Source organism: Sodalis sp. RH21, assembly GCF_047324175.1.
In the GTDB taxonomy this organism is placed as follows: Bacteria; Pseudomonadota; Gammaproteobacteria; order Enterobacterales; family Enterobacteriaceae; genus Acerihabitans.
The window spans coordinates 1,016,792-1,029,662 of record NZ_CP178732.1 but is presented as its reverse complement, the minus strand read 5'-3'; the positions used below and the strand labels follow the sequence as shown (position 1 = coordinate 1,029,662).

Here is a 12,871-nt window from a genome sequence, read left to right as displayed (position 1 = left end):
GTCAACGGTTCATGGATGGTTCATGGATAGGAGAAGGCGGTCGGCAGACCGCGGGAACACCGGATTACGTTATGAAAATTGCGCTGTTTATTCCCTGTTTTATCGACGCTTATTTCCCGGAAGTGGGTATCGCCACCCTTGAGCTGCTTGAGCGCCTGGGCTGCGCGGTGGATTATCCTTTGCAACAGACCTGCTGCGGCCAGCCGATGTCCAATAGCGGCTGCAAGCGCGATGCCGCCGGCGCCGAGGCGCTGTTCGTGCGTAACTTCAGCCGCTACGATCATATCGTCGCCCCCTCGGGCAGCTGCGTGCATCACGTACGCGAGAACCTGGACGCCATCGACCAGACCGACGAAGTGGCCCATGTACGCCGCAGCACTTATGAGCTGGTGGAATTCCTGCACGATATCCTGCGGGTAGAGGCCTTCCCCTGGGCCGAATTCCCCCATAAGGTCGGGCTGCACAACAGCTGTACCGCCCTGCGCGATCTCCGTCACGCCAGCGCTTCCGAGATTGACGAAGCGCCGTTCTCCAAGCCGATGGCGCTGCTTGGCAAAGTGAAGGGGATTGAATTCGCCCTGCCGCGGCGTCCCGACGAATGCTGCGGTTTCGGCGGCACCTTCAGCGTGACTGAAGCGCCGGTATCGGCCAAGATGGGGTATGACAAAGTCAACGATCACCGGCAGGCCGGCGCCGATTATATCGTCTCGGCCGATATGTCCTGCCTGATGCACCAGAAGGGTTGCGCGCAGCGCATGGGGCTGGATCTGAAATTCATCCATATCGCGCAGGTCCTTAATGGCGACGCCGCCTGACACCCGCACAAGGGAGCGTTATGAAAGCAATCGATCATGTCAAAGGCTCGCGGGCGTTTCTGGCCAGCGAAAAGCACCAAATCTTCCTCGATCAGCGGCTCTGGAGCCTGCGCACGGGCCGCGACGCGCAGATGAAGGCCCATCCCGAGTGGCAGCAGTTGCGCACCCTGGCTTCGGAGATTAAAGAGCATACCCTGACCCACCTCGATAGCTATTTGCAGATGTTCGAGCGCCAGGCCCAGGCCAACGGCGTGCAGGTACACTGGGCCGGCGACGCCGCGGCCCATAACCGTATCGTGCACGAGATCCTCGCCGCCGGGCAGGTCAAGACCCTGGTCAAAAGCAAATCGATGCTCACCGAGGAATGCGATATGCGGCCTTATCTCGAAGCGCGCGGCATCGAGGTCATGGAAACCGATCTGGGCGAGCGCATCCAGCAGCTCGATGATGAAATGCCAAGCCATATCGTGGTGCCGGCGGTGCACAAGCTCTCCATCGACGTGGCGCGGGTGTTCGCCCGCACGCTGGGCACCGACCCCGATAATGCCGACCCGCATTACCTGGCCGCGCAGCAGCGCGACAAGACCCGCCCGGTGATATTGCGCGCCGAGGCGGGCATGACAGGCTGCAACTTCGCCGTCGCCGAGACCGGCACCGTGACCGTCTGCACCAATGAAGGCAATGCGGATCTCAGCGCCAATGTGCCGAATCTGCATATCGTCTCCATCGGCATAGAAAAGCTGATCCCGCGCATGGAGGATCTGGGGGTGTTTATCCGGCTGCTGTCGCGCAGCGCCCTGGGATCGCCGATTACCCAGTATACCTCCCATTTCCGCGCCCCGCGGCGGGGCGGGGAGATGCATTATATTCTGGTGGATAACGGGCGCAGCGACCGCCTGGCCATGGAGGATTTCTGGTATTCGCTCAAATGCATCCGCTGCAGCGCCTGCATGAACACCTGCCCGGTTTACCGGCGCAGCGGCGGCATCAGCTACGGCGCCGTTTATTCCGGCCCCATCGGCGCCATTATCAATCCCACCATGGATTTGAAAAAATACAGCACGCTGCCGTTCGCCTCGACGCTTAACGGCAGCTGCACCAACGTCTGCCCGGTGCGCATCAATATCCACGAGCAGATTTTCAAATGGCGCGAAATCGTGGCGCGCAATAACGAACTGCCGTTCGCCAAGAAAAGCGCCATGAAGGCGGCCGGCAAGATCCTGGCCAATCCGAAGCTGTATCGGGCGGTGGTGGATACCGCCAACGCGGTGGTGCCCAAACTGCCGCGCATCCTATTGTATAACCCGCTGAATGCCTGGGGCGAATCCCGCGAGATCCCGGCCTCTCCGCGCCAGAGTTTCCACCGCTGGTATGAAGAGCGCCAGCGGGCGCGGGACGGCGAGTCCGCCGGCCAGGGCGGACCAGAGGATCGGGAGGAGCAGCCATGAGCGATCGCGACGCCATCTTAAAACGTATTCGCAGCCACGCGCCGGCGCCGCGGGCGCTGCCGGACGTGCCCACTTTCGAAACGGATTACCCGGCTACGCCCGCCGCCTTCGGCGTATCGCTGGCGATTATGGGCGGTATTTGGGACGCGACCTTTGTCGACCGGCGCCCCGACGGCCCGGCGCTTACGGCGTATATCCGCAGCCTGTTCCCCGACGGCGGCGTATTTTGTTCGGCGGTGGAGGATATCGCCGGCGACTTCCCCTTGACCGAGGCCACCCCTCCCGGCTCGCTGGCCGGGGTGGAGGTCGGTATCGTGCAGGCGGGTTTCGCCGTGGCGGAAACCGGTTCGGTGTGGCTGAGCGAACGGGAGTGCCGGATAAACTCGCTGGGTTATCTGGCGCAGCATCTGGTGGTATTGCTGTCCGTCGCCGATATCCTGCCCAATTTGCATGTGGCCTACCGCCGCGCGGAGTTCCTCACCGCGCGCTACTCGGTGCTGATGTCCGGCCCGTCGGCCACCGCGGATATCGAAGGGGTATTGATCCGCGGCGCCCAGGGCGTGCGCAGTCTGCGGGTGATCGGCCTGCCTTGATCGCGCCCTTGGCTTCCGCAATGCAGGGAACGTGGTTTATACTGACATGATTGTCCCGGCGCAGGCGTGGACGGTACGGTCGGCGAATCCGGCAAACCGGGCAGATGAGGTATGCGCCCGGGCTTGCCGGGCAACCAGACGTAACGAGGTGGCAATGTCTGAAGCAACGGTCGGTGAAATCACCCAATCCGCAACACCTGTGCCTGAAACCGCGGCAGCCGGCAAACCGGTATTGTTTATGGCCTGCCCGCTATTTGACCAGGCCCATGAACTGTTAAGCGCGCATTTTTCCCTGCGTTTTGCGCCGGCCGCCCCGCAGGAGGTTATCCTGGCAGGCCTGGCCGCGATGACCGACGTGGCCGCGCTGCTCATCCCGCTTTCCATGCCCCTTGACCGGCGCGCCATCGAACGGCTCCCCTCTTCCCTGCGGGCCATCTGCACCTACTCCGTGGGCACCAGCCATATCGATCTGGACGCCGCCAAGGAGCGCGGACTGATGGTGCTCTACACCCCGGATGTATTAAGCGAATCCTGCGCGGATACCGCGATATTGCTGATGCTGGGCGCGGGCCGGCGGGCGGTGGAAGGCCTGGGTTTGTTAAAAAGCGGCCAATGGCCGGGCTGGGCGCCCGATCAGCTATTGGGCAAGGATCTCTGGGGCCAGCGCCTGGGCATCTTCGGCATGGGCCGCATCGGCCAGGCCATCGCCCGGCGCGCGCGCGGATTTGATATGGACGTGCATTACCACAACCGCCACCGTTTGCCCATGGATATAGAAAATGGCGCCCGCTATCACGCCACGCTCGCCGAACTGATGGCGCACAGCGACTATTTCTGCATCGCCTGCCCGCCCACCCCGGAAACCCGCGGCGCGGTCGGCGACGCCCAGCTGGCGCAACTGCCCGAGGGCGCGGTGGTGGTTAATATTTCCCGCGGCGACATTATCAATGACGACGCGCTGGTTGCCGCGCTGCGCGGCGGCCAGGTGGCGGCGGCCGGCTTGGATGTGTTCGCCGGCGAACCGGATATCCATCCGGATTACCTGACCCTGGATAATGTCTTTGGCCTGCCCCATCTGGGCAGCGCGACGCTGGCCACCCGTTTGCGCATGGCGGCGCTGCTGCGCGACGGCCTGCTGAGCACCCTGGCGGGGGAAGCGCCGCTAAACGGCATGGGCTGAGAATATCGCCGTTGCGGCGCCCGGGCCGTTAACGGCGGTCGATTGCCGGCGCGTCCTGCAATAATTTTTTATGTAGTTCCGCCGCCAGCACCTCGATACGCTCGCTCAGGTTTTTAGTCAGCGTGGTCAGTTCGGTATTTTGCTTGAGTAATTCCATGATTTGCGCCGAGGTTAACGCGGCCATGTCCTGGCGTTGCGTATTGGCCACGGCCAGCGCCTCGCGGTGCTGGGCGTCCGCGTCCGCATGGGCTTTGTCCCGCTCCGCCTGGCGCGTCTGGGCCAGCAGGATCAGGGGCGCGGCGTAGGCCGACTGGAGGCTGAAGGCCAGATTAAGCAGGATAAACGGGTAGATATCAAAACGAACGAATCCGAAGGTATTGATGCACACCCAGCCGACCACGATCAGCGTCTGGGCGCCCAGAAACACGGGGGTGCCGAAAAACCGGGCAAAACCCTCCGCTTTACGCGCAAACCAGCCGTTGCCGAATGGCGCGGCCAGATGGGCGTGGCGCCGGTGAAAACGCAGATGGTCCACCTTCTCCACCGCCGGAGCGGCAAGCTTACCGGCTGCCGGCGTTGCGTTATGTTGTTTCCCACTCATACCATTATCCCCAGGATTAGCGTCAAAATCGATGCGCCGATTATAGGGGTTGCCGGGGCGGAAAACGCGTTTCATTTGTAACGGCGGGCTATTGCTGATCCGGCGGGGTATGCGCGCGCGCGCATTGGGCGGCATAGGCGTTGATAATGGAGGCGATTAGCGCGCCGAACCGCTCGTGCACGTCTTCGTGGCGCGGCGTGTTATGCATTTCCACCCCTTTGCGCTCGCTGCGGATCAGCCCCGCTTCCCGGAGCACTTTAAAATGCTGGGACAAGGTTGATTTGGGTATGCTGCGGTTGCTGAAGGCGAGGAATGCCGAACAGGTCTGCGGACACTGGGCGCTGGCGATTTGCGAAAAGATATGCACCCGTAAAGGATCGGACAGGGCATGCAATATACCCTCGACGGTGATGTCGCTGGCTGCGGGGTGGATTATCGGTCTCATGAAAATAATTATAACCGTTGGTTGACAAAGAGTCCAATAGTTCATATTTTACGAACTAACCTAGTTCATAAATTCCGAACTAACGCACTTATTCATCTAACCGGGAGTCCAGATATGAGTCAATTGCAGGGGAAAGTAGCTATCGTCACCGGCGCGTCCAAGGGTATCGGCGCCGGCATAGCCAAAAGTTTCGGCGCCGCCGGCGCGGCGGTGGTGGTTAACTATGCATCCAGCCGCTCAGGCGCGGACCAAGTGGTGGCGCACATCGTCGACAACGGCGGCCGCGCCATCGCCGTCCAGGGCGATGTGGCCAAGTCGGCCGATGTACAGCGTCTTTTCGCCGCCGCCAAGGACGCCTTTGGCACGCTGGATGTGCTGGTCAATAACGCCGGGATATTCAAATTCGATCCGCTGGAGTCGGTGACCGAAGAGGAGTTCCACCGGCAATTTAATACCAACGTGCTCGGTACCCTGTTGGCAACCCGGGAAGCGTTGAACTATTTCGGCCCGCAGGGCGGCAGCGTGATTAATATCGGTTCGATGGTCAGTACCAATCCCACCGCCGGAACCGCCATTTACGCGGCGACCAAAGGGGCCATCGATACGCTGACGGTAGGTCTGTCGCGGGAACTGGGCGCGCGCGGGATTCGGGTAAATGCCATCGCCCCGGGCATGGTGGCGACCGAAGGCGCTGAGACGCTGGGCGTGCTGGGCAGCGAATTTGAACAGCAGGTAGTGGCGACGACGCCGCTTGGGCGCATCGGCCAGCCGGCGGATATTGCCCGGATAGCGTTGTTCCTCGCCTCCGACGATTCCGCCTGGCTGACCGGCGAACGTCTTTCCGCTTCCGGCGGCTGGCGTTAACGGCCGCGGCGGATACCGGCGCTGATACAAAACCACTGCGGCGGCGCCCTATCCGCGCAGCCGCAGCAAAAGAGTTTGACGCCCGGCGGATCGGAAACCCGCGTTAAGATTTCGCGTTAAGATTTCGCGTTAAAATTTAAAGTTCAGCTGGTTAAAATAACAAGTTTTCCCCTGACATGCCCTCTTGCGCTGATTTCATGCGCCGCCGCCGTTTTCTCCAGCGGGAAAGTGTGTTCGATATGCAAGCGGAAATGTTCTTCGCAGCAAAGCCGTTTTACCTCCATAAGCACCTGGTCTGGATTTTCAGGCGGACCTTTGGAAAATTTGGCCCCATATTGCGCAGCCGAAAAATCGGCGACGGAAACAACGCGCGAAGGGATGCCAACGATGGCGATTAACTCCGCAATGATCCCCGATCCGGCAATATCCAGCGCTGCGTCCACGCCTCCCGGCGCCAGTTTCCTGACGCGATCTTTCAGACCCGGGCCATAAGTCACGGGAACAGCGCCCAGCTCTTGCAGATAGCCATGGTTTTTTAAGCTGGCGGTACCGATTACGGTAATTCCGCGGTTATGCGCAATCTGGATAACCGCTGACCCGATTCCTCCGGCGGCCCCGCTCACCAGCAGTGTTTCCCCGGGCTTCATCGCCAGGTCGCCAAGGCTGCGCAATGCTGTTTCAACGACCACTGAAATACTGCCCGCCGCCTCAAACGACAGCTCTTGCGGTTTTTTTGTCCAGTGCGTGAGAATTGCATACTGGGCCAGCGTGTTTCTGCCCATACCGAAAACCGCGTCGCCGATGGATACGTCAAAAACGTCGGGTCCAATCTCATCCACGATGCCCGAGGCCTCTACACCTATACCGGCGGGAAATATGACTTGATCGAAATCACAGTATAATCCGGCCCGGCGTTTCCAGTCAGATGGATTAACGCCTGATGCCCGGACCGCGATCCGCACTTCACCGGGACCAGGACGGGGCGCCTCGACATCGACGATGTGCATAACCCCGGGGCCGCCGTAGTCACTGAACCGTATTGCCTTCATTATTTATGCCTCCGTTGAATAATCGATGCAAACCTGGGCTGTCGCTTGCGCGCCAGGCGGCGTATGCGGGAATGATGCAACTTAGTGCTCATGAACAGCCCCCTTTATAGTGGGCCGAGGGGGCGGTACGGGTACCCTGGACAACCAGCGGTACCGCAATTAAATAAAAGACGGCCACCGAGAGCCAGACGGCGCCGGGCCAGTCTTTCTGGACGGCGAAATAGAAGGTCGAGAAAAAAAGCGGGGCGACGATCGATGCCAGACTCACTGCCGATGTCAAAACCCCCTGGAACTGCCCCTGACGGTCGGAATCAACCTGACGGGTAGCCAGCGCCTGAAGCGCCGGCGTCCCGATACTGCCCAGAGCGAAGACCGGCATGATAACAAATACCATCCAGCCCTCGCTGGCGAAGGCCATTGCGACGAGGGCGATGCAGGCGCAGATGATGCCAGCGAAAACAGCGCCCCGTTCGCCAAAAAATCTGGCCGCTGGCCCTGGCAGGAAAATCTGCACCAGCGTCTGGCAGACGCCAAACGTCCCCAGCGACAGTCCTACCCGGAATCCATTCCACTGGAACGCATCCTGCCCCCATAACGCCCAGCAGATGCCGTAGGCCTCGCCGGCGGCGCTGAGGATAAAAAAGATAAACACCACCGGCAGCAGTCCGTGTACGGCAAAGGCCCAGCGCAGCGGCCGGAGTGGGTTGAATGCGGACAAATTGATTTTCTCGCGGCCCGGCGTGCGCGACTCCGGCAGAACGAGCAGCGCCAGCAGGAAATTGCAGCCGTTGAGCACCGATGCCGCAATGAAAGGCAGCCGCAACCAGTAATCGCCAAGCATGCCGCCCAGTACCGGCCCGATGATAAAACCTATACCGAACATGGCGTTAAACAGGCCAAAACGTCGCGCACGCTGATCCTCGGCGGAGATATCGGTGATGTAGGCCATCGCCACCGAGATATTGGCGCTGGTCATACCGGCGATCGCACGGCCAAGCAATAACCATGACAACGTGGGTGAAAATGCGAGGAGCAGGTAGTTAAGGGCGGCGCCCGCGAGAGAAAGCAACAGCACGGGCCTGCGGCCCAGCCGGTCGCTCAGGGCGCCGAGCACCGGCGCGAAAATAAACTGCATCGCGGCATAAAGGGCGGTCATTATGCCGATGTAGAGCGCCACATTGTCGGTATGGGTAACGTCTTTGAGCAACGAGGGCAGAATCGGGAAAATAATACCGATGCCCACGGCATCAAGGACGATGGTGGTAAAAATAATGAAAAGAGATTTGTGCATGCAGCGTTCCTGTCAATTCCCAGGACTGGCGCTCAGGGGCGCGTCAACCTGTGACGGTGCCTGACGTTGTTTCAGGCGATTGAGGAAAACGCTGGCCTATCCATGCGCGTAGCGCGCGATCGGCGTGTGTGTCGACCACCGGGGCGGCCGATTTTTCGCGAGGTTAATTACTTATATATTATATATACTATACGGCGGTACATGACAACAGCCGTTCAGCCGTGAGCAATAACTGGAGATAACATTATGCCCGCTTATTTTGTCGCCATACGCGAAACCACCATCGACCCCGAACAACTAAAGATTTATAGCGAAAAGGCGGACAAAAGCACCGCTATCCACCACCCCAAGCCGCTGGCGCTATACGGACATCTGCGCAATACCGACGGCGACCCGGTAGAGGGCGCGGTTATTCTTGAGTTTCCCACCTTCGCACTGGCGGAAGCCTGGTACGACAGCCCGGAATATCAGGCGGCCGTGGTGCATCGCTTTCGCGGCGCGAAATACCGCACTTTCATCATTCAGGGCGTAGAAGATCAATGACGCGGACAGTAAACCATAACGTGTAATCCGCTGACTTGTAATCCACAAGCAGCGGCCTATAATTGAGTGATTACTCAATTATTAAACCAGGCCGGGCCGGGCCGACCAATGGAGAACTGCGTATGAAAGTGATGATCTGGGGCGCCACCGGCATGGTCGGCCAGGGCGTGCTGCGGGAGTGCCTGCTGGCCGCGGACGTTACGTCGGTGATTGCGGTGGGACGCGCCGCGCCGGTGGTGACGCATCCCAAGCTGCATTCGATTGTTCATGGCGACTTATTGCGCTATGACAACGACGACAATGATGACGCCCTGGCCGATGCGCTTGGCGGCGTTGATGCCGCCTTTTTCTGTCTCGGCGTCAGTTCGCTGGGCATGAGCGAACAGCGTTATAAAACCATCACCCATGATATGACCATGGCCGCCGCCGTGGCGCTGGCCCAGGCCAGCCCGCAGGCCACATTCGTCTATTTGTCGGGGGCCGGGGCCGACAGCGCGCAGCGTAGCCGCACCATGTGGGAACGGGTCAGGGGCGGCACCGAAAACGCCTTGCGGCGCCTGCCGCTCAAAGCGGTGTATATCATACGCCCCGGGCTGATCCAGGCCACCCACGGCGCCCGCTCCAAAACCGCATTGTATCGCCGGATTTACGTGGTGCTGGGGCCGCTGCTGGCGCTGTTGCGTCCCCTGGCTCCCCGCGCCATCCTCACCACCGAGGGGATAGGGCTGGCGATGCTTAATCTGGCCAGGCGCGGGTTTGCCAAGCCAATCCTGGAAGCCGGCGATATCTATGATGCGTCCCGCCCCCCGGCCTCCCCCGCAAAATCCTGAACGGCCCGCGGCCGGCAGCTTATCCCGTCGTATCCGCCACAAAATGGTGGGACGGATACATGTGGTAATGTATGATAAATACATTATGTTTTGCCTTCGTTGCCGCTGAAAACCGCACGCAAAGACATCCATTGCGGCGATTTTAGGCCGGCAGGCGAGGCAGGACCGCGCTACGCAGCCATTCCCCGGGACCGTAAAATGCTAGAAGTGCTCATCAAGGCCTTTTCTTTCTTTTTCATCATCGTAATCGGTTATCTGTTAAAGAAATATGGCGTCTTGCAGCGTTCCGATAGCATCGCTTTATCCAAGATCATGATGAACCTGACCTTGCCCGCGGCGGTGATCACCGGCTTTGCCAGTTTCAATGTCGATCATTCCCTGCTGATCCTGGTGCTGATTGGGTTTGTCTGCAATATTATCCTGCTGGGCGCCGGGTATCTGATCGCCCGCAAGGGCGATAATGATACCAAGATGTTTTTCATGATTAATTCACCCGGCTACAACATCGGCTGTTTTACATTACCCTATGTGCAAAGCTTCCTTGGCCCGGTGGGTATTGTCGCCACCTGCCTGTTTGATGCCGGTAATTCGGTTATCTGTACCGGGGGCAGCTATGTCGCCGCCTCCAACGCCACAGGCAACAGTACCGGCCTGAAAGATACATTTAAGCGGCTGTTTTCGTCGATCCCATTCGATGTCTATATTTTGCTGCTGGTGGCGGCGTTATGCGGGTTCCATCTGCCCAGCCAGGTCACTATTCTTACGTCCATTATCGGCAACGCCAACCCTTTCATCGCCATGCTGATTATCGGCATGATGCTGGAGATTAATATCGACCGGACGCAGTTGAAAAGCGTCTATAAGGTGCTGGCCCTGCGCTATGGCGCCGGCGCCGTCTTCGCCGCGCTGTTTTATTTTTGCACCCCGCTGCCCCTGGAAATTCGCCAGGTGCTGGCGGTAGCGGTGTTCGCGCCGGTTTCATCCCTGGCGCCGGTATTTACCGCCAGGGGCAGCAGCCTGGGTTCCGTGTCCAGTTTTACCGGCTCCATCTCGGTATTTCTGAGTATCATCATCATCACCACCCTGCTCACCGTTATGCAGGTCTGATCCGGCGGACGCGCCTCAGAACTTTTTGTCATGTATTAATGCCTTTTCAGCGATATATTACCGCCGTCATTTCCTGTAACCTTTTCATACGCAGCGATGTTGCTTGACGTTGCTGATAAAAAAAATCAATTCATTCTGGAGTTCTAAAAATAATGACACACACTTTTAAGGCCATCACCCTTGCCGGCGCGGTGGTATTTTCGCTATTGCTGAGCGCGTGCGATAAAGCCGATCCCAATGCCAACCATATTAAAGTCGGCATTAGCGCGGGCATCGATCAGCCATTATGGGATGCGGTAAAAAAAGTCGCCAAGGATAAGTACAATTTGGATGTGGAAGTGGTGACCTTCACCGATTATGTCCTGCCCAACGAAGCGCTCAATAACAAGGATCTTGATGCCAACTCCTTCCAGCATGGCCCTTACCTGGATCAGCAAATCAAGGAGCGCGGATACAAACTGGCATCGGTAGGCAAGACCTTTGTTTATCCGATCGCCGCCTATTCGCGCAAAATCAAGTCCATCGACCAGTTGCCCGACGGCGCCCAGATCGCCATCCCCAACGATCCGACCAACCTTGGCCGTTCGTTATTGCTGCTGCAAAAAAACGGTTTAATCAAGCTTAAAGAGGGTACCGGCCTGCTGCCCACATCCCTGGATATTACTGAAAACCCCAAACAGCTGAAAATCGTGGAAATCGAAGCGGCGCAGCTTCCCCGCACCCTTGACGATGGCAAAGTGGACGTGGCCATCATCAACACCAATTATTCCTCGCAAATCGGACTGACCCCTAACAAAGACGGGCTGTTTGTGGAAGATAAAGAATCGCCGTACGTCAATTTGATCGTGGCGCGCGAAGATAATAAAGACAGCGAGAAGGTTAAAAACCTGGTGAAAGCTTACCAAACCGATGAAGTTGCCGCCGCCGCGGATAAAATTTACCACGGCGACGCGGTCAAAGGCTGGTAAAGTCCGCCGACGACAGCGCCTCCCGGCGCTGTTGCCCGCGCTTATGGCTCCCTGCGATGCGCTCCATTGCAGGGAGCTTTTTTATGGCCGCGGATTGGTCAATCACCGAACTCGCCGCCGACGATCTGCCGCAGGAAAATATCCAGGGGACCACCTGCACGCTTGAATTGGCGCGGCGTGCAAAAAAGTGGGCATCGCGAAGCTGATAGAAAAAACGGCGGAGGAAAGGGGGGGATGATTGTCGATGGGCAAGGCTGAGCGGCATATGCCGCCGCCCCGGGGCCGTTACGCCGGCGCCGGGGCGGAGGAGGGATTAATTATTTACCGGTATGACCGCGCCGTGATATTTGGTACGAATCCAATCCTGAATGGCTTTGGAGTGCAATACCGTCACCAGGGCCTTGATATCGGGCTTATTTTCGTCGCCGCGATGGACGGTAATGATATTGGCGTAAGGATTATTTTCGCCGCTTTCCACCGCAATGGGCCCCTTGACCGGATCGAGGCCGGCATCAATGGCGTAGTTGGCATTAATCACCACCGCATCCCCTTCGTCATTGTTATACATTTGCGGCAGCAATGAACCTTCGATATTCGGCAGGAATTGCAAATGCTTCGGATTATCGGTGATATCGGTAATGCGCGCATCCACCTTGCTGATACCCGGCTTGAGCTTAATCACGCCTTCGCGTTCGAAAATCGACAGAATCCGTCCTTCTTCCGCCACTGAATCGCGCATGATGACTTTGCCATTTTGCGGCAGGTCTTTCAGGCTTTTAAATCTTTTGGAATAGATACCGATCGGCTCGATATGGATAGCCCCGGCGCTGACGAAATCATAACTTTTATCCCCCGCATGATCTTTGAGCACGCTGTTTAAATACGGGATATGTTGGAAATAATTGGCGTCGATATCGTGGCTGGCCAGGGCGGTATTCGGCAGAATGTAGTCCTGGAACGGTTTGATTTCCAGGTCGATACCCTGTTTGGCCAAAATCGGCTTGGCCTGTTCAAGGATTTCCGCATGGGGCACATTGGACGCGCCGACGGTCAGGGTATCCGCCCAGGCGGACGCCGACAAACTCAGTGCGGTCAGGGTGGCGACGGCCAGCAAGGTCAAGGTTTTTTTCATAAGGT

15 protein-coding genes are annotated in these 12,871 nt (G+C 58.5%); 10 read left to right on the top strand and 5 right to left on the bottom strand.

Annotation, left to right across the window (positions count from 1 at the left end):
* Positions 1-71: 71 nt before the first annotated feature.
* From ACL2XP_RS04725 to ACL2XP_RS04710, 4 genes are all read left to right on the top strand, one after another.
* Complete coding sequence (locus tag ACL2XP_RS04725; RefSeq protein WP_413737409.1) at positions 72-815, top strand: (Fe-S)-binding protein; 744 nt, start codon at positions 72-74, stop codon at positions 813-815.
* Positions 816-835: 20 nt separating this feature from the next.
* Entirely contained in the window at positions 836-2,263 is a 1,428-nt protein-coding gene (locus ACL2XP_RS04720; protein ID WP_413737408.1) for a lactate utilization protein B, read from the top strand.
* Positions 2,260-2,856, top strand: coding sequence for a LutC/YkgG family protein (locus tag ACL2XP_RS04715; protein ID WP_413737407.1), 597 nt, complete (start codon positions 2,260-2,262; stop codon positions 2,854-2,856). Before ACL2XP_RS04720 ends, ACL2XP_RS04715 begins: the two co-directional genes overlap by 4 nt.
* Positions 2,857-3,010: 154 nt before the next feature.
* Entirely contained in the window at positions 3,011-4,036 is a 1,026-nt protein-coding gene (locus ACL2XP_RS04710) for a 2-hydroxyacid dehydrogenase (protein WP_413737406.1), read from the top strand.
* A 28-nt stretch (positions 4,037-4,064) separates the two neighbouring features.
* Here the strand turns inward: ACL2XP_RS04710 and ACL2XP_RS04705 are convergent, their stop codons facing one another.
* On the bottom strand, positions 4,065-4,637 hold the full coding sequence (locus ACL2XP_RS04705; RefSeq protein ID WP_413737405.1) for a DUF1003 domain-containing protein: 573 nt from the start codon (positions 4,635-4,637) through the stop codon (positions 4,065-4,067).
* Positions 4,638-4,725: 88 nt separating this feature from the next.
* On the bottom strand, positions 4,726-5,082 hold the full coding sequence (locus ACL2XP_RS04700; protein ID WP_413737404.1) for an ArsR/SmtB family transcription factor: 357 nt from the start codon (positions 5,080-5,082) through the stop codon (positions 4,726-4,728).
* A gap of 114 nt (positions 5,083-5,196) precedes the next feature.
* On the opposite strand from ACL2XP_RS04700, the gene ACL2XP_RS04695 reads away from it, so the two are divergent.
* Entirely contained in the window at positions 5,197-5,946 is a 750-nt protein-coding gene (locus ACL2XP_RS04695) for an SDR family NAD(P)-dependent oxidoreductase (protein ID WP_413737403.1), read from the top strand.
* Between the two features lie 143 nt (positions 5,947-6,089).
* On the opposite strand, the gene ACL2XP_RS04690 is transcribed toward ACL2XP_RS04695, so the two are convergent.
* Together ACL2XP_RS04690 and ACL2XP_RS04685 are read right to left on the bottom strand one after the other, a co-directional pair.
* Entirely contained in the window at positions 6,090-6,995 is a 906-nt protein-coding gene (locus ACL2XP_RS04690) for an NADP-dependent oxidoreductase (RefSeq protein WP_413737402.1), read from the bottom strand.
* 88 nt (positions 6,996-7,083) lie between these two features.
* Positions 7,084-8,286, bottom strand: coding sequence for a TCR/Tet family MFS transporter (locus ACL2XP_RS04685; RefSeq protein ID WP_413737401.1), 1,203 nt, complete (start codon positions 8,284-8,286; stop codon positions 7,084-7,086).
* Positions 8,287-8,532: 246 nt separating this feature from the next.
* Between ACL2XP_RS04685 and ACL2XP_RS04680 the strand changes: the two genes are divergently transcribed.
* The 5 genes from ACL2XP_RS04680 (at position 8,533) to ACL2XP_RS04660 (ending at position 11,940) form a co-directional block, all read left to right on the top strand.
* Complete coding sequence (locus ACL2XP_RS04680; protein ID WP_413737400.1) at positions 8,533-8,829, top strand: DUF1330 domain-containing protein; 297 nt, start codon at positions 8,533-8,535, stop codon at positions 8,827-8,829.
* A gap of 122 nt (positions 8,830-8,951) precedes the next feature.
* The gene (locus tag ACL2XP_RS04675; RefSeq protein WP_413737399.1) at positions 8,952-9,659 is read left to right on the top strand and encodes an NAD(P)H-binding protein; all 708 of its coding nucleotides are present in this window, start codon (positions 8,952-8,954) and stop codon (positions 9,657-9,659) included.
* Between the two features lie 198 nt (positions 9,660-9,857).
* Positions 9,858-10,766, top strand: a complete 909-nt coding sequence (locus tag ACL2XP_RS04670; RefSeq protein ID WP_413737398.1) for an AEC family transporter — start codon at positions 9,858-9,860, stop codon at positions 10,764-10,766.
* 152 nt (positions 10,767-10,918) lie between these two features.
* Positions 10,919-11,734: a methionine ABC transporter substrate-binding lipoprotein MetQ gene (gene metQ / locus ACL2XP_RS04665; RefSeq protein WP_413737397.1), complete on the top strand. Its 816-nt coding sequence runs from the start codon at positions 10,919-10,921 to the stop codon at positions 11,732-11,734.
* Between the two features lie 83 nt (positions 11,735-11,817).
* Positions 11,818-11,940 (top strand): hypothetical protein, encoded by a 123-nt coding sequence (locus tag ACL2XP_RS04660; RefSeq protein WP_413737396.1) that lies wholly within the window; start codon positions 11,818-11,820, stop codon positions 11,938-11,940.
* 107 nt (positions 11,941-12,047) lie between these two features.
* Here ACL2XP_RS04660 and ACL2XP_RS04655 read toward each other — a convergent pair whose 3' ends face one another.
* Positions 12,048-12,866 (bottom strand): MetQ/NlpA family ABC transporter substrate-binding protein, encoded by an 819-nt coding sequence (locus ACL2XP_RS04655; RefSeq protein ID WP_413737395.1) that lies wholly within the window; start codon positions 12,864-12,866, stop codon positions 12,048-12,050.
* Positions 12,867-12,871 lie beyond the last annotated feature (5 nt).

Excerpts from the sequence above, each read along its gene's own strand:
- ACL2XP_RS04725 (WP_413737409.1), top strand. The coding sequence starts at position 72 with ATGAAAATTGCGCTGTTTATTCCCTGTTTTATCGACGCTTATTTCCCG.
- ACL2XP_RS04720 (WP_413737408.1), top strand. The coding sequence starts at position 836 with ATGAAAGCAATCGATCATGTCAAAGGCTCGCGGGCGTTTCTGGCCAGC.
- ACL2XP_RS04715 (WP_413737407.1), top strand. The coding sequence starts at position 2,260 with ATGAGCGATCGCGACGCCATCTTAAAACGTATTCGCAGCCACGCGCCG.
- ACL2XP_RS04710 (WP_413737406.1), top strand. The coding sequence starts at position 3,011 with ATGTCTGAAGCAACGGTCGGTGAAATCACCCAATCCGCAACACCTGTG.
- ACL2XP_RS04705 (WP_413737405.1), bottom strand. The coding sequence starts at position 4,637 with ATGAGTGGGAAACAACATAACGCAACGCCGGCAGCCGGTAAGCTTGCC.
- ACL2XP_RS04700 (WP_413737404.1), bottom strand. The coding sequence starts at position 5,082 with ATGAGACCGATAATCCACCCCGCAGCCAGCGACATCACCGTCGAGGGT.
- ACL2XP_RS04695 (WP_413737403.1), top strand. The coding sequence starts at position 5,197 with ATGAGTCAATTGCAGGGGAAAGTAGCTATCGTCACCGGCGCGTCCAAG.
- ACL2XP_RS04690 (WP_413737402.1), bottom strand. The coding sequence starts at position 6,995 with ATGAAGGCAATACGGTTCAGTGACTACGGCGGCCCCGGGGTTATGCAC.
- ACL2XP_RS04685 (WP_413737401.1), bottom strand. The coding sequence starts at position 8,286 with ATGCACAAATCTCTTTTCATTATTTTTACCACCATCGTCCTTGATGCC.
- ACL2XP_RS04680 (WP_413737400.1), top strand. The coding sequence starts at position 8,533 with ATGCCCGCTTATTTTGTCGCCATACGCGAAACCACCATCGACCCCGAA.
- ACL2XP_RS04675 (WP_413737399.1), top strand. The coding sequence starts at position 8,952 with ATGAAAGTGATGATCTGGGGCGCCACCGGCATGGTCGGCCAGGGCGTG.
- ACL2XP_RS04670 (WP_413737398.1), top strand. The coding sequence starts at position 9,858 with ATGCTAGAAGTGCTCATCAAGGCCTTTTCTTTCTTTTTCATCATCGTA.
- metQ (WP_413737397.1), top strand. The coding sequence starts at position 10,919 with ATGACACACACTTTTAAGGCCATCACCCTTGCCGGCGCGGTGGTATTT.
- ACL2XP_RS04660 (WP_413737396.1), top strand. The coding sequence starts at position 11,818 with ATGGCCGCGGATTGGTCAATCACCGAACTCGCCGCCGACGATCTGCCG.
- ACL2XP_RS04655 (WP_413737395.1), bottom strand. The coding sequence starts at position 12,866 with ATGAAAAAAACCTTGACCTTGCTGGCCGTCGCCACCCTGACCGCACTG.